At 40.5% G+C, this 20,380-nt stretch carries 15 protein-coding genes and 4 pseudogenes; 11 read left to right on the top strand and 8 right to left on the bottom strand.

The features are described from left to right. Positions 1-81: 81 nt before the first annotated feature. The 3 genes from ADH54_RS04940 to ADH54_RS04930 form a co-directional block, all read right to left on the bottom strand. A complete protein-coding gene (locus ADH54_RS04940; RefSeq protein ID WP_049524260.1) occupies positions 82-1,155 on the bottom strand; it encodes a DUF2974 domain-containing protein in 1,074 nt (357 codons plus the stop codon). Between the two features lie 123 nt (positions 1,156-1,278). Next, positions 1,279-2,055, bottom strand: coding sequence for a ferredoxin reductase (locus ADH54_RS04935; RefSeq protein ID WP_049524259.1), 777 nt, complete (start codon positions 2,053-2,055; stop codon positions 1,279-1,281). Between the two features lie 88 nt (positions 2,056-2,143). Continuing rightward, a complete protein-coding gene (locus tag ADH54_RS04930) occupies positions 2,144-2,713 on the bottom strand; it encodes a TetR/AcrR family transcriptional regulator (RefSeq protein ID WP_141562089.1) in 570 nt (189 codons plus the stop codon). A 408-nt stretch (positions 2,714-3,121) separates the two neighbouring features. Between ADH54_RS04930 and ADH54_RS04925 the strand changes: the two genes are divergently transcribed. The 3 genes from ADH54_RS04925 (at position 3,122) to ADH54_RS04915 (ending at position 6,231) form a co-directional block, all read left to right on the top strand. After that, positions 3,122-3,799, top strand: a complete 678-nt coding sequence (locus ADH54_RS04925) for a response regulator transcription factor (protein ID WP_000548991.1) — start codon at positions 3,122-3,124, stop codon at positions 3,797-3,799. Further along, a complete protein-coding gene (locus tag ADH54_RS04920; RefSeq protein WP_049524258.1) occupies positions 3,792-4,766 on the top strand; it encodes a sensor histidine kinase in 975 nt (324 codons plus the stop codon). Before ADH54_RS04925 ends, ADH54_RS04920 begins: the two co-directional genes overlap by 8 nt. A gap of 415 nt (positions 4,767-5,181) precedes the next feature. Beyond that, complete coding sequence (locus tag ADH54_RS04915; RefSeq protein WP_049524257.1) at positions 5,182-6,231, top strand: DUF389 domain-containing protein; 1,050 nt, start codon at positions 5,182-5,184, stop codon at positions 6,229-6,231. A 232-nt stretch (positions 6,232-6,463) separates the two neighbouring features. Here the strand turns inward: ADH54_RS04915 and thrS are convergent, their stop codons facing one another. The 3 genes and pseudogenes from thrS to ADH54_RS04905 all read right to left on the bottom strand — a co-directional run bounded on the left by thrS (position 6,464) and on the right by ADH54_RS04905 (position 9,103). Next, positions 6,464-8,407 carry a threonine--tRNA ligase gene (thrS, locus tag ADH54_RS04910; protein ID WP_049524256.1) on the bottom strand — a complete coding sequence of 648 codons (1,944 nt, stop codon included), beginning with the start codon at positions 8,405-8,407 and terminating at the stop codon, positions 6,464-6,466. 40 nt (positions 8,408-8,447) lie between these two features. Further along, positions 8,448-8,656: pseudogene (locus ADH54_RS12660) on the bottom strand (hypothetical protein). A gap of 73 nt (positions 8,657-8,729) precedes the next feature. After that, positions 8,730-9,103, bottom strand: a pseudogene (locus ADH54_RS04905) (hypothetical protein). Between the two features lie 204 nt (positions 9,104-9,307). Here ADH54_RS04905 and rpsO point away from each other — a divergent pair. From rpsO to ADH54_RS11255, 7 genes and pseudogenes are all read left to right on the top strand, one after another. Further along, on the top strand, positions 9,308-9,577 hold the full coding sequence (gene rpsO / locus ADH54_RS04900) for a 30S ribosomal protein S15 (RefSeq protein ID WP_001018251.1): 270 nt from the start codon (positions 9,308-9,310) through the stop codon (positions 9,575-9,577). Positions 9,578-10,391: 814 nt separating this feature from the next. Further along, positions 10,392-11,009, top strand: a complete 618-nt coding sequence (locus ADH54_RS04895; protein WP_049524254.1) for a CadD family cadmium resistance transporter — start codon at positions 10,392-10,394, stop codon at positions 11,007-11,009. Positions 11,010-11,244: 235 nt separating this feature from the next. Then, positions 11,245-12,291, top strand: a complete 1,047-nt coding sequence (locus ADH54_RS04890) for a FecCD family ABC transporter permease (protein ID WP_049524253.1) — start codon at positions 11,245-11,247, stop codon at positions 12,289-12,291. A 1-nt stretch (position 12,292) separates the two neighbouring features. After that, positions 12,293-13,048, top strand: a complete 756-nt coding sequence (locus ADH54_RS04885) for an ABC transporter ATP-binding protein (RefSeq protein WP_049524252.1) — start codon at positions 12,293-12,295, stop codon at positions 13,046-13,048. A 19-nt stretch (positions 13,049-13,067) separates the two neighbouring features. Next, positions 13,068-14,078 carry an ABC transporter substrate-binding protein gene (locus tag ADH54_RS04880; RefSeq protein WP_049524251.1) on the top strand — a complete coding sequence of 337 codons (1,011 nt, stop codon included), beginning with the start codon at positions 13,068-13,070 and terminating at the stop codon, positions 14,076-14,078. After that, on the top strand, positions 14,059-14,751 hold the full coding sequence (locus tag ADH54_RS04875) for an alpha/beta hydrolase-fold protein (RefSeq protein ID WP_049524250.1): 693 nt from the start codon (positions 14,059-14,061) through the stop codon (positions 14,749-14,751). Before ADH54_RS04880 ends, ADH54_RS04875 begins: the two co-directional genes overlap by 20 nt. A gap of 70 nt (positions 14,752-14,821) precedes the next feature. Then, positions 14,822-15,870 (top strand): annotated as a pseudogene (locus ADH54_RS11255) (IS630 family transposase). 123 nt (positions 15,871-15,993) lie between these two features. Here the strand turns inward: ADH54_RS11255 and ADH54_RS04860 are convergent. Further along, on the bottom strand, positions 15,994-16,743 hold the full coding sequence (locus ADH54_RS04860) for a lysophospholipid acyltransferase family protein (RefSeq protein WP_049524248.1): 750 nt from the start codon (positions 16,741-16,743) through the stop codon (positions 15,994-15,996). 132 nt (positions 16,744-16,875) lie between these two features. On the opposite strand from ADH54_RS04860, the gene ADH54_RS04855 reads away from it, so the two are divergent. Then, positions 16,876-19,212, top strand: coding sequence for a cation-translocating P-type ATPase (locus ADH54_RS04855; protein WP_049524261.1), 2,337 nt, complete (start codon positions 16,876-16,878; stop codon positions 19,210-19,212). Between the two features lie 434 nt (positions 19,213-19,646). On the opposite strand, the pseudogene ADH54_RS04850 reads toward ADH54_RS04855, so the two are convergent. Continuing rightward, positions 19,647-20,327 (bottom strand): annotated as a pseudogene (locus ADH54_RS04850) (DEAD/DEAH box helicase); the annotation flags it as partial. Positions 20,328-20,380 lie beyond the last annotated feature (53 nt).

Genomic DNA, 20,380 nt, shown 5'->3' with positions numbered 1-20,380 from the left:
CAAAGCACAGCTTTGAGGTTGCAGATAAAGCTGACGTGGTTTGAAGAGATTTTCGAAGAGTATTACCTTTTCATAAGCTTTTTATCTATTCTTCCAGGCTTGGTAACGGGTATCAATCAATAACTGGGTAAGGCGTCCCAAGGTTTCTCTTTCTTCTGGAGTGAGGGATTGAGCTTGGACAAAGAGATGATGAATGTGTTCAATCGCCTTTAAGGAAGCCAAGTCATTGATAGAGGTGATACCAGCATCAAGAATAGTGCCAAAGAAGAGGTCGAAGTAGAGCTGAAGTTCCTCATCAGGTACTGAGGTTACCCATTCCTTGAAGGTTGTGTCTACTTGTTGGCTATCACTGTTGGTCTTATCCAGCTGGACGAAGTGCTTGTCCTCAATCTGCCAACTAAAGGTATCGTGCTGGGCGATACCACCTAAGGCAGTACTGTGCACGATGATTTGGTGGTTAGGGACTTCCAGCATCATACCGATAATGGATCCTTGTGGGATGAAGACCTTGGTTCTATCCATTATCCTTTGATAGCCCTCGGTTTGTGTCAGTTCTTTGTGGAGACCAGGCGCATCAAAGGTATAAACTGCTGTGATTTGATTTTGTAAGCTTTGCTCAATTTGACTAGCAGCATAGATGGCTAGATTTCCTCCCTTGGAATGCCCGGCCAGAATGACCTTTTGCTTAGGATGTTGGACAAGAAAGTTCTTTAAATAGCGAAGGGCGTGCTTTTGAGCAGGAATTTCCTTCATATAGGTCAGGTGGAAATCTTCCTTCCAGCCAATGATACTGTCATCTGTCCCACGAAAGACAATCAGATAGGTATCGAGAGTGAGGCGGTAGGTCATAGCCGCAAACTGTTTTTGCAATTCAGGGTCGATGTCATTGATAAAATGGGAGAGTTTGCAATTTTTGAAGCGTTTGTGTTGAGCTAGTTCATCTAATAGCTGGAGGCGATTTTTGCTGGTCAACATGTTAGATTCTCTTGGAACCTGAGGTACCAGGTCTAAAAGTCGCATAGGAGTTGTGGAGACCAGATTATCAAAGGAGAGATAGGTGATTTCTGTTAAGGCTAGAATGTCTAACTCATTCAAAGGAAGGTCGTAATAAGAATCGTGTGCGACATCTTTCAGATAATCAAAGATATTGGCCATAAGAGCTCCTTTCTTTTTATTTATCTTATCACAATCACATAGAATTTACTAGTTGGTTTGTACGATCTCTTTACATACCGACCTATAATGGTATGATTTAGATACATAGAAGACAGTTTGCTTTTATTTCAAACCTCTAAACATACTTGTTTGTATCTGTTTGTCGTCAATCCCATTCTCTTTTAAGAAATTTTTCATCTCATTTATATCATCAGGTTGGCCGGTTAAGAGATAAATAGCTTGGTTACCGTATTTCACAACCGCATTTTTTAAAAATGCTTGGCTTTGAGAAAAGGTTTCGCTAGTTTTATAAGTTAGATTCGGATTATTCTTACTAAGCTCTCTTAACTCATTATCAAAAATGTTTACTCCTTTGTCTAAATGATTAAGAATGATGGAGCGCTTACCAGCCCACTCTTTCATAACTGGACGTAGAGTAGAAATACCGACATCAGAGGCAAAACAAACTAGTGCTTGGTCATTGTCTTTAACAGATAAAGATGACTCCAGCCAACTCATCTCAATTTTACTACCAGCTGGTAAATGTGTTAAGGTTTCCTTAAACACGCTACCACTATTATGGGTTACAATAAGAATTTCATCCTCATCAGGAGTGGAAGCAAGGGTTAGCCATCGGCTAGCCTGATCCTCCTTTACTGGACTTTTGTCTAGACCAAACGAACTGTCAGGAAGCTTAAACTGAGCATAGGAGCCAGCTTTCCATATTTGATTTTTTGGTTTTGTGATGTGAACTAAATACAAATCTCCGCTGGGATTTTCAATGGATTTTATCGATAAAGTTTGACTTCGTCCAAGATAGGTAATGATTCCCCAAGATATAAAGCCGAGCACTCCAAGTGTAGTTAGAATAATTATGAACATTTTTTTCCCTCGTTTCATTTTTAACTCCTATAGTGTAGTAATTTTCTATGAATGAATAATATTTTTTTTCATTCAATAATTTCCAAAAAATAAAGAAAAGATTTCTTTATTTCAGTATTCCTTTAATGAAGTTGGTTGCTAGTATTTCTACAGTTTTGCTAATATCTGGAAAATCATTTTCTGTGATATGCATATCCATGTAGTAAAATAGGTTGTAAACTTGTAAAATATCTTGAATTTTTTCTGGAGAATGGCCTTCAGCCTGCAAACGATGAGTAAAGGTTTTCACGAGAAATTGATGAAATGGATTCGTGACTTTCCCTTCTTCTGAGGAATAGTAGCTATGCAACTCATCTGCTATGGCAGGATTGTACCATTCTGCAAGGATTTTATTGGAAGAAACGAGTGCTCTGGATTGAGCAAAGAGTTGACTAATAAGATCAATCATATCAATTTCCCAATCCAGTTCTTCGATCATAGTTTGGCGAACACGGTTGTTTTCATCAATATAGATATCTAAAAAAATAGCCTCTTTACTTTCGTAATAGTTATAAAAAGATCCGACTGCCATATGAGCTTGTCTAGCAATTTCTGAAATTCCTGTCGCCTTGTATCCTTTTTTTGAAAAAACTTCATAAGCTGCGGATTTCAAAGTCTGTTTTTTGTCCAATTTGATTCACCTCTTTTCTGAATGAATATTAAACATTGTTCATTCACATCTTAACAAATCTTTTTCAGATTGTCAATCTGAAAGCTAGAACTTTTTACGGATACCAGTCGATAAGGAGCTTTTCAATGTTAGAAGAGTATAGAGTGTCGTTTTAACTACACTCAAGGTTTGGAAGAATAGATATAAATTTTGGTTAAGGGGATGGATAAAAGAACTGAAATGAAGGTTGAAAAAATTAAAAATAAATGGGTAGTGCTGGCACTATGTCTGAAAATAAGGTATGATATCAATGGGGTTATTCACTATCTGTTTTTGAGCTGTTGTGACAAGGAAATGTCAAAAAAGTATTAGATACTAAGCCCTCTATTTATACTAAAGGATTTAAGACTCCTAAAATTAGCAAAGGAGAATCAGATGCACAAGATTTTATTAGTAGAAGATGATCAGGTCATTCGTCAACAAGTCGGAAAAATGCTATCTGAATGGGGATTTGAAGTGGTCCTGGTAGAAGACTTTATGGAAGTTTTGAGTCTTTTTGTCCAGTCGGAGCCTCATCTGGTCCTCATGGATATTGGACTGCCCTTGTTTAATGGTTATCACTGGTGTCAGGAAATTCGCAAGATTTCCAAGGTGCCGATCATGTTCCTTTCTTCGAGGGATCAGGCTATGGATATTGTCATGGCAATCAATATGGGGGCGGATGACTTTGTGACCAAGCCTTTTGACCAGCAGGTTCTTTTAGCCAAGGTTCAGGGCTTGCTACGCCGTTCCTATGAGTTTGGGCGTGACGAGAGTTTACTGGAATACGCCGGTGTGATCCTCAATACCAAATCCATGGATTTACATTATCAAGGCCAAGTCTTGAATTTGACCAAGAACGAATTCCAGATTTTACGAGTGCTATTTGAGCATGCAGGCAATATCGTAGCGCGTGATGACCTCATGCGGGAACTTTGGAATAGTGACTTTTTCATTGATGACAATACCCTATCTGTCAATGTGGCTCGTTTGCGTAAAAAATTGGAAGAGCAGGGCTTGGTAGGATTTATCGAAACCAAGAAAGGAATAGGGTACGGATTGAAGCATGCTTGATTGGAAACAATTTTTTCTAGCCTATCTGCGTTCCCGTAGTCGTCTGTTTGTCTATCTGATTTCTTTGACGTTTCTGATTTTGCTCTTTCAGTTTTTATTTGCCAGTTTGGGAATTTACTTTCTCTACTTTTTCCTCTTGTGTTGTTTTGTAACCATCTTATTTTTCACTTGGGACATATTGGTGGAAATGCAGGTCTATCGTCAGGAAATTCTCTATGGGGAGAGAGAAGCCAAATCTCCATTGGAAATTGTTTTGGCTGAGAAACTAGAAGCGCGTGAGATGGAACTTTATCAGCAGAGGTCAGATTCAGAAAGAAAACTAACGGATTTACTTGATTACTATACCTTGTGGGTCCATCAGATAAAGACCCCCATTGCAGCCAGTCAACTCTTAGTTGCAGAAGTGGCCGACCGCCAACTGAAGCAGCAATTAGAACAGGAAATTTTCAAGATTGATTCCTATACCAATCTAGTTTTACAGTACCTGCGTTTAGAAAGTTTCCATGATGATTTGGTCTTAAAGCAGGTTCAAATTGAGGACTTGGTTAAGGAAATAATTCGTAAATATGCTCTTTTCTTTATTCAAAAAGGCTTAAATGTCAATCTACATGACCTTGATAAAGAAATCGTGACGGATAAAAAGTGGCTATTAGTGGTTATTGAGCAAATCATCTCAAACAGTCTCAAGTATACCAAGGAAGGTGGTCTGGAGATTTATATGGATAGCCAGGAGCTTTGTATCAAGGATACGGGAATCGGGATAAAAAACAGTGACGTCCTCCGAGTCTTTGAACGTGGATTTTCAGGATATAATGGACGCCTAACCCAGCAGTCATCTGGACTTGGACTTTACCTATCTAAGAAAATTTCTGAAGAACTGGGGCACCAGATTCGTATCGAGTCTGAGGTTGGAAAAGGAACGATAGTAAGAATTAAGTTTGCTCAAGTGAACTTAGTCCTTGAGTGATCATAATAGATAAAAGCCCAGGATAAGACAGCTGGGCTTTTTTATCTTTAACTGTGTATCCTAGTAAATTCTTTGTTTGGGAATTTTCGGTTGAAAAAATCAAAATGGAGCAATGGGTTGTCAAACAAACTCATCACGCTTAATCATGAAACTGCATCTTCTTTTATAGGAGATGCAGTCTTTTGTTCTTTGGATAAGGAAACAAAAATTTCTTTCTCTATCTATTCAATTGATAGATTTCGTAAGAGAAAGACTGTAAAATTTTTGATATAATATGAAGGATGGACTGACGGATACTTAAAAGATAATTCTCAAAAGAATAACAGATGAGAAGAAAAATATGTAAGACGGGACAGAAGTCTCTCTACCATTATCCATGCAGAAACAAGACTATATGAAATAAAAGGAGTAAACAATGACCGGAAACTATTCAACACGTGAATACCGTGAGAAATTATATGATGATCTTCATGTTAGATCGAGAGATACAGCGATTTTGATGTGTGCAATTTTTATTGCCTCTATCGGACTAAATATGAATTCAACAGCTGTTATTATAGGAGCTATGTTAATTTCACCTCTCATGACACCGATTGTTGGACTAGGATTAGGTTTAGCTATTTTTGACACTCGTTTAGTCAAGCAAGCTCTAGAGGTTTTATTTACTCAAGTATTGGTCAGTTTGCTTGTCTCGGCTCTGTATTTCTGGATTTCTCCCTTATCTTATGAAAGTAGCGAATTGATTGCACGAACCTCTCCAACCATTTGGGATGTTCTCATTGCTATTGCTGGTGGGATAGCAGGCGTAATTGGTTCAAGGAAAAAAGAAGCAAACAATATCGTGCCAGGAGTAGCCATTGCAACAGCTCTGATGCCACCTATCTGCACTGCAGGTTACGGTTTAGCTAATGGAAATGTACGATTTTTATTTGGAGCTCTTTATCTTTTCTTGATCAACTGTGTCTTTATCATGCTAATCAACATTGTTGGAACAAGAATTATGATGAGAAAATCTCCCTTAAGTTCATTTAAAGAGCTAAACATTAAAATGAGAATTGGCTTGATATCCTTGATTGTATTATTGATTCTTCCAGCTAGTTATTCAGCAGTCACTCTGACGATAGATCAAGCGCGAAAAGAAGGAATCAAACAGTTTGTAGGAAAAGAGTTCGCCAATCACACGGTTATTAATCAAGTCTACAAGTCAAGAAACAATGAGTTGGTCTTGACGGTTGTTGGAGATCCGATTTCAGAAGAAGAATTAGAAACGCTCCACCAAAAACAAGCCTCTTACGGTATTCAATCTGTTCAATTGAAAGTCAATCAAGTTCATAATTCGACAAAATTAGACGGTGAGACGACTAAGGAATTTTATGAAACCATTAACAAGTATATTGATCAAAAACTCTCTGAAAAGGATTCACAAAAAGATCTCGTAAAAGAAAATGAAGCAGACAAGGATTGAGGATATTGACCTTATCTAACTCATGAAAGCAAATCTTGTGTGGTGGTTTGGTCAATCACTACTAGCTCGGGTTAAATAATACTCTTCGAAAATCAAATTCAAACCACGTCAGCGTCGCCTTACCGTACTCAAGTAAGCTTCCTAGTTTGCTTTTTGATTTTCATTGAGTATAAAATATAAAAAGCAACAGCTGTTTCAGTTGTTGCTTTTTAGCTAGCTAGGATTTTATCTCTTATTTCTCAACGCGTGATTTGTTGGCGATATCAGCTAGGATAGCTTGAACAAAATCATCTACTGAGACAGTTTGTGTTTCTTTTTGGCCGTAGCGACGAACGTTGACTGTTCCGTCTTCCATTTCCTTGTCCCCAACGATCAATTGGTAAGGAATCTTGCTGGTTTGTGAAGCACGGATCTTGAACTGCATTTTTTCATTGCGCTCATCTACGTCTGCACGGACACCGCGGTCACGAAGTTTCTTAGCTACTTCCCAAGCGTAGTCCACGTGTTTTTCGTTAGATACTGGGATGAGGGTTACTTGGTGTGGTGCAAGCCATGTTGGGAAGGCACCCTTGTAGTTCTCAATCAAGATAGCTGTGAAGCGTTCCATAGTTGAGATAACCCCACGGTGGATCATAACTGGACGGTGCTCTTCGCCATCAGCTCCGATATATTTAAGGTCGAAGCGTTCTGGAAGCAAGAAGTCAAGCTGGATAGTAGAAAGAGTTTCTTCTTTTCCAAGGGCTGTCTTAACTTGGATATCCAATTTTGGTCCGTAGAAGGCTGCTTCACCTTCGGCTTCAAAGTAGTCCACACCCATTTCATCAAGAGCTGCACGAAGCATGGTTTGGGCATTTTCCCACATCTCATCGTTGTCAAAGTATTTGTGAGTATCTTGAGGGTCGCGAAGAGAGAGACGGAAGCGGTACTCATTCAAGTTGAAGTCTCCGTAAACATCGATAATCAACTGAAGGGCACGCTGGAATTCTTCTTGGATTTGCTCTGGAGTCACAAAGAGGTGACCGTCGTTCAGAGACATTTCACGTACACGTTGAAGACCAGTGAGGGCACCAGATTTTTCATAGCGGTGCATCATACCGATTTCGGCAATACGGATTGGCAACTCACGGTATGAGTGAACATGGTGTTTGAAGACTTGGATGTGGTGTGGGCAGTTCATTGGACGAAGGACGAATTCTTCCCCGTCACCCATGTCCATAGTTGGGAACATGTCTTCTTGGTAATGATCCCAGTGACCGGAAGTCTTGTAAAGCTCAACAGAAGCAAGTGGTGGAGTGTAAACGTGTTGGTAGCCAGAAGCTAGCTCTTTGTCAACGATGTAGCGTTCCAACTCACGACGAATAGTCGCACCATTTGGCAACCAGAATGGAAGCCCTTGACCAACCTCTTGAGAAATCATGAAGAGGTCAAGCTCTTTACCAAGTTTACGGTGGTCACGTTCCTTAGCTTCTTCACGCATTTGAAGGTAGTTTTTCAAGTCTTTCTTGTCAAACCAAGCTGTACCGTAGATACGTTGCATCACAGCGTTGTCGCTATTTCCACGCCAGTAAGCACCAGCTACATGGAGAAGGTGGAAGATTTGGATACGGCCTGTTGATGGGACGTGAGGGCCACGGCAAAGGTCTACATACTCACCTTGACGATAGATAGTCAAACCACCTTCGTCTTCTGAGTGTTCTTCAATCAATTCCAACTTGTAAGGGTCGTTCTTGAAGATTTCACGTGCCTCGTCTTTAGTAACTTCTTCACGGATTGATGGGAAGTTTTCTTTGACAATTTTTTGCATTTCTTCTTCGATACGAGGAAGGTCTTCGTTAGAGATTTGACCAGTTGTGTTGTCAGTATCGTAGTAGAAACCATCTTCGATGGCTGGACCAACTCCCAAGTGAATGTCTGGGAAAAGGCGACGAGCGGCTTGGGCAAACAAGTGAGCTGCTGAGTGACGCAAGATTGGAAGGGCATCTTCGTGATCAGGTGTCACGATTTCGATGCTTCCATCTTCAGTGATAGCACGAGTAGTGTCGATGAGTTTGCCGTTGAATTTACCAGCCAAGGCCTTTTTAGCTAGGGAATTGCTGATAGATTGGGCAATTTCAAAAGTTGTAACGCCAGATTCGAATTCACGAACAGCGCCATCTGGGAAAGTAATGTTAATCATGATGTTCTCCTTACTTATATTATTGACGAATGTGTTAACCCTATTCTGAAAACAGGGGTAGAGGATAGTGAAAGCTAGAAAAACAAAAAGCGACACCCTCAAAAGGACGTCGCAACGTGGTTCCACCTTCATTTATGTACCTCAAAAGAGAGGGACACCTCTGATTGGCTCTAACGTGGCCACCGTTTTATGTTTTCATAAAAAACTCAAGAGTAGTATCAGTTTAGGCTCTCTATGCGTTTCCAGCAACCACGCACTCTCTGGTAGAAAGGGACTAAGTGACTTGTCTCTATGGATTATTATAGCATGATTGTGAGATTTTTCAAGGATTTTGTGAAAGTTTTTTGTTTTTCATTTTTGTAGAATATGCTTGATGCCAATACCGGAAGCCATGCCCACCAGAGCCAAGGTTTCATAGATTAGCAAGTAAATTAGTATAAACTCACCAAAAGTTATGATAGTAAAGCAAAAGAGCAGTCCGTTACCAATTAACCACCAAAGTGAGAAACGGAAACGGTAGCTATAGAGTAGCGATATAATCAAGATTACCAGAGGTGTAAAGAAGAGAATATTATTTACATAGAGACTCTTGAGCAAAAGGGGGTCAGAAATAATTAGTGATAACAACTGATAAAGTGGCCAATAAAAGAAAAATATGACCAGATAGTAGGGGAGATGGGAATAGAATCTAGGCATGGTAATCACCTCGTCTTAAAAAACAGATAACTTATATTTCTTGCTATGATTATTATAGCATATTTAAAACAAGAAAGTAAATCTGTTGACAAAGAAGTTAGTTATTGGTAGAATAGTGAATGTCGTAAAGACAAATAACTTCTTCTTGGTTACAGGCATGCCAACCTGTCACTCGGATGAAGCCAAATAAAAAGGAGAAACATCATGGCAATCTCAAAAGAGAAAAAAAATGAAATTATCGCACAATATGCACGTCACGAAGGTGATACAGGTTCAGTAGAGGTTCAAGTTGCTGTCCTTACTTGGGAAATCAACCACCTTAACGAACACATCAAACAACACAAAAAAGACCACGCTACTTACCGTGGATTGATGAAAAAAATCGGTCGCCGTCGTAACTTGCTTGCATACTTGCGTAAAAACGACGTTAACCGTTACCGTGAGTTGATCAACTCTCTAGGACTTCGTCGTTAATTCAAGATACAAAGGCCGTCAAAAGCACAAAGCAAAAATAGGAAAATTGACGAAGAAACTTCAGTTTCTAGGAGATTTTATCTTTTTTGCAAAGTGCTTAGGCCGTGTTCAATTGAGCATATCTTGATAATGAAGCTACTCTAAAATGGGTAGCTTTTTTACTTTTGTCACCTTACCTTGGTATGCTCAAGTATAATCTTAGGTTACGGTTCCTAGCACTGTAAGGTAAAATAAACTAGACATTCTCCCTTCGGGGAGATTTTTTTGTTTCACTAAAAATTTTGTACAATCTTCGGCTTACCGCCTAATCTATAAACGTTTTATCCAGCAGGAATCATGATGCTAAGGGCGTAAGAAATCCGTATGAAAATAGGGAAAGGACACCGTGTTCGATGAACACAAGGAGTTTCATCTTTTTCACTAGGATTTTAGCCCGAGCTCAAATCAGCTCTCTGATTTTCAGAGGGCTTTTTTATTGAGGTTTTATCGGTCACAATTTTGGAGACTACAAAAACCTCAAATGGTATCAGCTAATTACACCATAAAGGTGCGTAGCTACTCGGCTTGAAAAGCCGAGTAGCTGTCTGCAAGCCCCCTCGGAGAGCCCACACTTTACGAAGTAAAGTATAATATGTTATACTTTACATGGAAGTAGTCACCGAATTCCAGTTAGAAATTACTTTGTAACTACGTTTTGAGGAGGAGTAAAATGCTTTCCTATGTTCGACATTACCCACTAGCGATAGCTAAATTAATGTGTCTGTGCTCTCCTAAAATCTGCTGATTTATTACTGACCAATACAGGAGGTTTTTTATGGGACAGACAATCATATCTGCTATTGGTGTTTATATTTCCACCAGTATCGATTATTTAATTATTTTATTTATTTTATTTGCACAGCTATCACAGAATAAACAAAAATGGCATATTTATGCGGGGCAATATCTAGGCACAGGCTTACTTGTAGGGGCGAGTTTAGTTGCTGCTTATGTCGTTAATTTCGTGCCTGAAGAATGGATGGTTGGATTGCTTGGTTTAATCCCTATCTATTTAGGGATTCGCTTTGCAATTGTTGGAGAAGGTGAGGAAGAGGAAGAAGAGGAAGAAATTATTGAAAGATTAGAACAAGGCAAGGCAAATCAACTGTTTTGGACAGTTACATTGCTGACAATTGCGTCTGGCGGAGATAATTTAGGTATCTATATACCTTATTTTGCTTCATTAGATTGGTCACAGACCCTCGTGGCCTTGCTTGTGTTTGTAATCGGCATAATTATCTTATGCGAGATTAGTCGGGTGTTATCCTCTATTCCCTTAATATTCGAGACAATTGAAAAATACGAGCGAATCATTGTGCCCTTAGTATTCATTGTACTTGGACTATACATCATGTATGAAAATGGCACGATAGAGACTTTTCTGACCGTGTAGATTTTTTTGTTTCACTAGGATTTTAGCCCGAGCTCAAATCAGCTCTCTGATTTTCAGAGGGCTTTTTACGTTGTCCTCTTACCTTGATATACTCAAGTATAATCTTCGGTTACGGTTCCTAGCACAATAAAACCAACTATATTCATTTGTTCTCATCTTGTTCCATTGTTGAAAATATGGTATACTTTTCATGAGAATTTTCTAAATTTTTAAGATTCTATCAAAGGAGGTTTGCATGCTTTCCAAATTTTCTGGAAGCCGACAAGACCAGCAATTTGTGTTACTTTTAGTTGTTTTGCTAGGTATTTTAGGGATTTCTCTCTTTCTAGCAGTTTCAATGGGATCTGTTGCGATTGATCTAGGAGATACCTATCGGATTATTTTGAGCAGGTTGGGATTTCCTCTTGAGATAGGAGAGGTTTCCAAGTCCACTCTTGCCATTGTATGGAACATGAGATTCCCTCGAGTATTGTTAGGTCTGATAGTAGGAGCAGGCCTTTCTATGTGTGGTAGCGTGATGCAGTCTACAGTGAACAATCCCATCGCAGAGCCTTATGTCTTAGGAATATCTGCTGGTGCAACTCTAGGAGCAACCTTGAGCATCATTCTTGGTTTAAAAGTGATGATTAGTCTTGGAGCTTTTCTTGGAGCTATTTTGGCAACAATTGCTGTCCTCATCATTGCCTCTATGCAGGGACGGATGACGACTTCCAGTCTGATCTTATCGGGAACGGTGGTCAACGCTCTATTTCTGGCTTTTTCCAACTTTATTATCTCAGTTGGCGCTAATGCGGATAGTGTGATGACCATTAAGTTTTGGACCATGGGCTCGCTCGCTGGGACTTCCTGGGCAGACTTGGTCCTGCCAACTATAGTAGTAGGAATAGCCTTTCTATTTTTCTCTACTCAGTATCGTGTTTTCAATGCGATGATGATGGGAGATGAGGCTGCTTTAACTTTGGGGATTCCCTTACGCTTTTATTGGTATCTTTATGTGACCATGGTGGCTGTGCTGACAGCAGTCTTAGTGGCAACCTGTGGGATTATTGGATTTGTCGGTCTGATTACTCCACATTTAGCTCGAGGATTAGTAGGAACGAATTACAAGAGGCTTTTTCCTGTTGCAACCTTGCTAGGTGCCCTCTTTGTCATTTGGGCAGACGTACTCTCTCGTATCATCATTCCAAACGCAGAGCTTCCTATTGGTATTTTCACAGCCTTAGTAGGTGCTCCCTTCTTTATCTACATTGTTGGAGGTAGGCGAAGGGAGGTGAGGGGCTGATATGGACTTGATTTGTCAGGATATCCATTTTGGACTAGGAGAGAAAAAAATCCTCAAAGGAGTCTCTCTTAAGGTTGAGGGGCATCAATTTCACACGATATTAGGACCAAATGGAAGCGGGAAAACCAGTTTACTTAAACTCCTCTATCGTCAGGAAAAGGCGGACAAAGGCTTGATAAGCCTAGATGGAAAGCCGCTGGAGCATTGGTCACTCAAAGAAACAGCCAAGCAAATGGCAGTTGTGACCCAGTTTAACCAGCTGCAGTTTGATTGTACAGTTGAGGAAATCGTCTTGCTGGGAAGAACTCCCCACCTCTCTTTTTTACAGAAGGAAAAGGAAAGGGATTATGCCCTCGTTCAAGATGCTCTCGCTAAGGTGGATATGCTTGAGAAGAAAACTCGTCTCTATTCTTCTCTGTCAGGGGGGGAGAAACAACGAGTCTTACTAGCCCGCGCCTTGGCGCAAGAACCGACTCTCTTGCTCTTGGACGAACCAACCAATCACCTGGATATCAGGTATCAGCTAGACTTGTTAGCCATTGTGAAGAATCTCAAGGTCAATGTTCTAGCTGTCCTACATGATATTCAACTTGCTTGTCGCTATTCGGATTATCTCTATCTAATGAAAGAGGGAGAAATCCTTTACCAAGGGACTCCAAAGGAGACCATCACCCCTGAGTCATTGCAAACTGTATACGGAGTTCAAAGTCAGGTTACTTGGACCGAGGATCAGCAAGCTATGATTCACTATTTATAAAAATGAAAAGGAAAACAAGATGAAAAAAACACTCAGTATTTTACTCGTGACAGTAGCTACCTTAACTTTGGCAGCTTGTGGTAACACTACTACAGAAAAAGCTACCACACAATCTAGCACAGAGACAAGTCAAAAGGAGAGCGCAGAGACGACTTATCCACTAACGGTCAAAACCTATGACGCGAAAGGGAATGAAGTCGAACAAGTCTTTGACAAGGCACCTGAAAAAGTTATCACCAACAATCTTTCAACCACTGAAATCTTATTGGAGTTGGGGTTGAAGGATAAAATTGTTGGCATGCTCAATCCAGACAATGCTGTGACGGACAAATACAAGGACGCGATTGCGACTATTCCTCAAATTGGGGATAAAAAAACAGTCTCACAAGAGACAGTCCTTTCTTATGAGCCAGACGCTGTGATGGGTCGAAACATGATGTTTTCTGAAAAATCCTTGGGGACAGTTAGCACTTGGAATGAAAACAAAATCCCAGTCTATACACAAAAAGCTTCTCTCTCAACAATTCAGCAAGATTTGGGGAATATCGTAGAAGATGTCAAAAATCTTGGAATGATTTTTAATGTTCAGGACAAGGCCAATGAATACGCAGCCCAATTACAAACTAAAATTGACGCTGTTAAGAAAGCAAATCCAGCAAGCCAAGGTGAAAAGAAAAAGGCTTTGATTATGGTTGCTTATAATGATGAAACCTTCGGTGCCTACAAGTCTGCTTTGCAAGAAAGTTTGCTGAACCAACTTGGTTATACAAACGTTGCTACGGGGACATCAGGCTTGACCTTGGAAAATCTCGTGTCAATGGATCCTGAATTGATTATCTATGTAACCAGCGATCGCAATAAAAAATTGGATGAAAAAGCAGTAGAGTTGATGAAGGCAAATGCTGTTTTGGAAAGCGTTCCTGCTATTAAGAATCAAAAAATCATTACCATCTCTTACGATGAATTGATGGACTATGGTCCAGCAGTGATTGATTCCCTTGAGAAAATCAATGACTTTATCAATAAATAATGAGTTTGATTGGGAAGGAATTCAAGTTAAAATCAGTCTTCCTTCTACCTACGACCCCAATCAAACCTATCCGGCTATTTTATTGAATGATGGAAACTTGGATTTCCTATCGTCCCTTTCCGAATCTGTGATTTTAGTGGGTTTGACCTCTAAAAATCGCTTAGACGACTATACTCCCTGGAAGGCATCGGCTTTGAGAGATGGGGCTCCAGATTTTGGAGGTCAGGCCAAGGTCTATCATGATCATTTATTTGGAGGTCTTTTAGACAAGTTGCAGTCGCTTTATCGCCTGGATGAAGCACGCCTTGCCTACGGAGGTTATTCACTAGGTGGTTTGGCGGCAGTTTACAGTCTTTTCAGCTTTGACAAGGTTTCATGTGTTTTCTCTATCTGCGGTTCTTTTTGGTATCCTGATTTTGTGGCTTACTGCAAGGAAGAGACAATGAAAAATCTAGACTGTTTGCTGTATTTACAGAATGGTCAAACAGAAGGAGCACACCATACTAATCGCTTGGCTCAAGCACCAGTCTATGCTGAGCAGATCCATACCAGTCTTCAGAAAAGCTATCCAACAGGTCGGTTTGTCTTTGATCCTTATGGACACCATGAACAAGTGCCTGAACGATTTTTAGCCTTTTCTAGCTGGTTGGCCCAAAAATGGAAAATCGAATAAAAGAATTGAGACTGGGCAAAAAGTCTTTTAATACTAGACTAAAATCAAAAAACATCTTATAATAGTAGTTGTGAAACTTACAAATGAAGAACTACAAAAAAATTGAAAAACTCCTAAGAGATTCATCGTACGCCAAATATCACAAACGTCTACAGATTATTTATTTTCACCCAAAAGGAAAGAGTTATAAGGAAATCATGGATCTGCTAGATTGCAATAAAACAACTGTTTGGAGGAATTTGAAAAAATATAAGGAGTTTGGTTTAGAAGCTCTTCTTCAAGAGACCCGTGGTGGACGTCATAGAGAATATATGACTTACGAAGAAGAACAAGCATTTCTAAAACGTCATATAGAAGCTGCTCAGGCTGGGGAATTTGTAACTGTCAATCAGTTATTTGAAGCCTATCAAAAAGAGATTGGTCGCACTTCCACACGTGATGGTTTCTATTATCTCCTGAAACGCCATGGTTGGCGAACAGTCACTCCTCGACCTGAACATCCCAAGAAGGCAGACGCTCAAACAATTGAGACGTCTAAAAATAAAATCTACATTCGAGATCTTAAGTAAGCGCTTTAAAGAGAAGGGGACTTATAACAAAGTACGCTTGATGTACCAAGATGAAGCTGGTTTCGGGAGAATCAGTAAGATGAGTTCTTGTTGGGCTCCTCAAGGAATCAGACCTAGTATTCCTAGTCATTATATGCGAGAATATCGCTATTGTTATGGGGCAGTAGATGCTCAGACAGGAGATTCCTTCTTTCTTATTGCTGGAGGATGCAATACTGAGTGGATGAATGAATTTCTACGGCAAGTCTCACAAGCTTATCCAGATGATTATATTTTACTTGTAATGGATAATGCTATATGGTATAAATCAAGTACCTTAGAGATTCCAAGTAATATTGAGTTGGCTTTTATCCCACCTTATACACCAGAAATGAACCCTATTGAACAAGTCTGGAAAGAAATTCGAAAACGAGGTTTTAAAAAGAAGGCTTTCCAAACATTGGAAGCCGTCATTGATAAGCTTCAAGAAGTTATTCAAGGATTGGAAAAAAGTGTTTTAAAGTCCACCGTCAGCAGACAATGGACGAGGTTGCTTTTTGAAAACAATTGAGTATAAATTAGAAAACGCATAGTATCAGATGTTAAAATCCTTGATATCATGCGTTTTATTGTTAGAAAATTTACTTTATTCTCTCCTCAAATTGAGTTTTTGCCCAGTCTCTTGTTGTATTCTTTAACCAAGAGACTCTCTATTCTTATCTGGATTCCAGATGAAGCTTGCGATAAAGCTAAAGATGATGGTTAGGATAGCGAGGATAATGGCAAGGATGAGGGCAGGTATGCGGATAAACCACCAGAGTGGGTTTGGTTTTTTATCATTGTGCCATTGTTTCGTTTCTTCGTCCAAACGTTGAAATTCTGCTTGGATGCGATTGGCGACTGTTTCAATGCCTTCATCATTCATTTTCTTGATATCTGAGATATCTATTGGATTTCCGAAGTTCATATCAACGCGCTCGCGACTGACCAAGCCTTTTAAGGTCATAGGACCTGTATAGGTAACCGGCATGATACGGACCTTGGCCATTTTGGCAATCAGAGCTACGCCCCCCTTGACATCGTTTGAGTGACGGCTCCCACTTGGAAACATGATGAGAGAGCGATCACTTTTTTTAAGAACATTGATAGGGTATTTGATGGCAGAAGCGCTAGGATTTTCACGGTCAATAGGAAAGGCACCACACATACGAATCCACCAACCAAAGATACGGTTGGTAAAGAGTTCTTTTTTTGCCATAAAGATGAACTGTTTTGGCTTGGTCGCAAAGGCCATGTAAACAGGATCCCACCAAGTGCGGTGAGGCGCAACCAAAATATAATTTTCATCTTGATTAGGAATTTTATCAGTATTATGATAGTGGGCATTGCCATTGATGGACCATAGGAGCAATACAACCAATCCACGTAAATAAGTATAAAACATGCGATCTCCTTCGATTATTTTCTTGTTATTATTATACCTTATCAAAGGAGGGCTGGCAAACTTTTCCCTTGACCAGGTCCATATTTGGGATGAAATTAGAATTCTTTTAGAAAAAATGGTATGATAGAATTTATGGATAAAAATAAGATTATGGGATTAACCCAAATAGAAGTCAAGGAAAGACAGGCTAAGGGCTTGGTCAATGATTTTACTGCTTCGGCCAGTACCAGCACTTGGCAAATCATTAAACGAAATGTCTTTACCCTTTTTAACGCTTTGAACTTTGCCATTGCTTTGGCCCTTGCCTTTGTGCAGGCTTGGAGCAATTTGGTTTTCTTTGCTGTTATCTGCTTTAACGCTTTTTCTGGAATTGTGACCGAGCTACGGGCCAAACACATGGTGGACAAGCTCAATCTCATGACCAAGGAAAAGGTCAAAACCATTCGTGATGGCCAGGAAGTTGCTCTGAATCCTGAAGAATTGGTGTTAGGAGATGTCATTCGTTTGTCTGCAGGAGAGCAGATTCCTAGTGATGCCTTAGTTTTGGAAGGCTTTGCGGAAGTCAATGAAGCCATGTTGACGGGGGAAAGTGATTTGGTGCAAAAGGAAGTTGACGCCTTGCTTTTGTCTGGAAGTTTCCTAGCTAGTGGGTCAGTTTTAGCTCAAGTTCACCATGTCGGTGCAGACAACTATGCTGCCAAACTCATGCTGGAAGCCAAGACCGTTAAACCAATCAACTCTCGTATCATGAAATCACTGGACAAGCTAGCTGGTTTTACTGGGAAAATTATCATTCCTTTTGGTCTGGCTCTCTTGCTGGAAGCCTTGCTTTTAAAAGGTTTGCCTCTTAAGTCATCCGTTGTAAACTCGTCGACAGCCCTTTTGGGAATGTTGCCTAAGGGAATTGCCCTTTTGACCATCACTTCGCTCCTGACTGCGGTGATTAAGTTGGGCTTGAAAAAGGTCTTGGTGCAGGAGATGTACTCTGTTGAGACCTTGGCGCGCGTGGATATGCTCTGTCTGGACAAGACGGGCACCATCACTCAAGGAAAGATGCAGGTAGAAGCTGTCCTTCCGCTGACGGAAACTTATGGTGATGAGGCTATTTCCAGCATCCTGACTAGTTATATGGCCCATAGTGAGGATAAGAATCCAACTGCCCAAGCTATTCGCCAGCGTTTTGTGGGAGATGTTGCCTATCCTATGATTTCTAATCTGCCTTTCTCAAGCGACCGCAAATGGGGTGCTATGGAATTGGAAGGTTTAGGGACAGTTTTCTTAGGTGCACCTGAGATGTTGCTGGATTCTGAGGTCCTAGAAGCCAGGGAGGCCTTGGAGAGAGGTTCACGTGTCTTGGTCTTAGCCCTCAGTCAGGAGAAATTAGACCATCACCAGCCGCAGAAACCATCTGATATTCAGGCTCTAGCCTTGCTGGAAATCTTGGACCCTATTCGAGAAGGAGCAGCAGAGACGCTGGACTATCTCCGTTCTCAGGAAGTGGGCCTCAAGATTATCTCTGGTGACAATCCAGTTACGGTGTCCAGCATTGCCCAGAAGGCTGGTTTTGCGGACTATCACAGCTATGTCGATTGCTCAAAAATCACGGATGAGGAATTGGTTGCTATGGCTGAGGAGACAGCTATTTTCGGACGTGTTTCCCCTCATCAAAAGAAACTCATCATCCAAACACTGAAAAAAGCGGGGCATACAACGGCTATGACAGGGGATGGAGTTAATGATATCCTGGCCCTTCGTGAGGCGGATTGTTCCATTGTGATGGCTGAGGGAGATCCTGCGACTCGTCAGATTGCCAATCTGGTTCTTTTGAACTCAGATTTTAATGATGTTCCTGAGATTCTTTTTGAAGGTCGTCGTGTGGTCAATAACATTGCCCATATCGCACCGATTTTCTTGATAAAAACCATCTACTCTTTCTTGCTCGCAGTCATCTGTATTGCCAGTGCTCTTCTGGGACGGTCTGAATGGATCTTGATTTTCCCTTTTATTCCAATCCAGATTACCATGATTGACCAGTTCGTGGAAGGTTTCCCACCATTCGTTCTGACTTTTGAGCGAAATATCAAACCTGTCGAGCCAAACTTCCTCAGAAGATCCATGCTTCGTGCTCTACCAAGCGCTCTCATGGTCGTCTTCAGCGTTCTCTTTGTGAAAATATTTGGAAGTGGCCAAGGTTGGTCTGAGTTAGAAATCTCAACTCTACTCTATTATCTCTTGGGGTCAATTGGTTTCTTATCCGTATTTAGAGCCTGCATGCCATTCACTCTCTGGCGTGTCCTCTTGATTGTTTGGTCAGTAGGAGGCTTCCTAGCTACAGCTCTCTTCCCAAGAATCCAAAAACTACTTGAAATTTCAACGTTGACAGGACAAACATTACCTGTTTATGGGGTCATGATGTTGGTCTTTACCGTGATTTTTATCCTGACTAGTCGCTATCAAGCGAGAAAATAAAGAAAGGCTGCAATCTGTGGATTGCAGTTTTCTTATACGACGAGTCTATCGTAGATCGGATGTGCAAGGCCTATGTGCAGATCATCTATCGGTGAACCCAAGAGCGACTCTCAAGCCTGTTTGTATTGGGATAGCAGATTCAAATGACTGTAGCTAGACTATTTGAAGTCTGACGCAAGAAATAATACTCTTCGAAAATCTCTTCAAATCAGGTCAGTTCTATCTGTAATCTCAAAGCTGTACTGTGAGCAACCTGTGGTTGACTCCCTGGTTTGATTTTCCTTGAGTATAAAAACTGTCAGATCAAATCGTATCTATACGAACAGAAACGTGATGGTAGGTCGTATAGAGCTCATAGTAGGACGAGGAAAGTCTAGAACATAAAAAAGAACTAGATAGATCCGCTAAGTGTGGTTACTCTAGTTCTTTTTCGCTTATTCAACACCTAAGATTTCTTTAATATCATCAACGCTCAGATTGCTTCTGCTTTCTTGTCCTTCAAGGACGGTGTTGAAGAGTTCTTTTTTACTTTCTTGGAGTTCTTGGATTTTTTCCTCTATGGTACCAAGGGTGATGAGGCGATAGACATCTACTTGTTTGGTCTGGCCAAGGCGGTGACTTCGACTGATAGCTTGCATCTCGACTGATGGATTCCACCAGAGGTCACAGAGGATGACGGTATTAGCTCCTGTTAGATTAAGTCCTGTTCCACCTGCTTTTAGGGAAATGAGGAAGCAGTCTTTTTCTCCCTGATTGAAGAGATTGACCATCTCTTGACGTTTATCTGACGGTGTTTGTCCTGTTATTTTAAAGTGAGACATTTCTTTTTTCTCTAATTCTTGCTCAATGAGATCAAGCATAGAGGTGAATTGTGAAAAGATAAGTGGTCGTGATCCTTTTTCACGAATAGTGTCCAGGAGCTCGAATAAGCTGTCCATTTTTCCACTATCTCCTTTGTAGTTTTCTAAAAAGAGAGCTGGGGTATTACAGATTTGTCTAAGTCGTGTCAGTCCTGCTAAGATTTCAATTTTATGACGTTTAATCTCATCAGCGCTGGCTCCTGCAACCATTTCTTGCATGCGTCGAAGTTGAGCTAGATAGAGCGTTTTATTTGAAAAAAAACAGTAAAAAAGCGCAAAAAATCACTTCCTGTGCTATACTGTAATTG

It is taken from the genome of Streptococcus pseudopneumoniae (assembly GCF_001072315.1).
Taxonomy (GTDB): Bacteria; Bacillota; Bacilli; order Lactobacillales; family Streptococcaceae; genus Streptococcus; species Streptococcus pseudopneumoniae_R.
The sequence above is the reverse complement of the archived record's forward strand: the minus strand, read 5'-3'. Positions and strand labels throughout refer to the sequence as shown.

Bases quoted from the DNA above. Each gene is read 5' to 3' on its own strand.
- ADH54_RS04940 (WP_049524260.1), bottom strand. From the start codon at position 1,155: ATGGCCAATATCTTTGATTATCTGAAAGATGTCGCACACGATTCTTAT.
- ADH54_RS04935 (WP_049524259.1), bottom strand. From the start codon at position 2,055: ATGAAACGAGGGAAAAAAATGTTCATAATTATTCTAACTACACTTGGA.
- ADH54_RS04925 (WP_000548991.1), top strand. From the start codon at position 3,122: ATGCACAAGATTTTATTAGTAGAAGATGATCAGGTCATTCGTCAACAA.
- ADH54_RS04920 (WP_049524258.1), top strand. From the start codon at position 3,792: ATGCTTGATTGGAAACAATTTTTTCTAGCCTATCTGCGTTCCCGTAGT.
- ADH54_RS04915 (WP_049524257.1), top strand. From the start codon at position 5,182: ATGACCGGAAACTATTCAACACGTGAATACCGTGAGAAATTATATGAT.
- thrS (WP_049524256.1), bottom strand. From the start codon at position 8,407: ATGATTAACATTACTTTCCCAGATGGCGCTGTTCGTGAATTCGAATCT.
- rpsO (WP_001018251.1), top strand. From the start codon at position 9,308: ATGGCAATCTCAAAAGAGAAAAAAAATGAAATTATCGCACAATATGCA.
- ADH54_RS04895 (WP_049524254.1), top strand. From the start codon at position 10,392: ATGGGACAGACAATCATATCTGCTATTGGTGTTTATATTTCCACCAGT.
- ADH54_RS04890 (WP_049524253.1), top strand. From the start codon at position 11,245: ATGCTTTCCAAATTTTCTGGAAGCCGACAAGACCAGCAATTTGTGTTA.
- ADH54_RS04885 (WP_049524252.1), top strand. From the start codon at position 12,293: ATGGACTTGATTTGTCAGGATATCCATTTTGGACTAGGAGAGAAAAAA.
- ADH54_RS04880 (WP_049524251.1), top strand. From the start codon at position 13,068: ATGAAAAAAACACTCAGTATTTTACTCGTGACAGTAGCTACCTTAACT.
- ADH54_RS04875 (WP_049524250.1), top strand. From the start codon at position 14,059: ATGACTTTATCAATAAATAATGAGTTTGATTGGGAAGGAATTCAAGTT.
- ADH54_RS04860 (WP_049524248.1), bottom strand. From the start codon at position 16,743: ATGTTTTATACTTATTTACGTGGATTGGTTGTATTGCTCCTATGGTCC.
- ADH54_RS04855 (WP_049524261.1), top strand. From the start codon at position 16,876: ATGGATAAAAATAAGATTATGGGATTAACCCAAATAGAAGTCAAGGAA.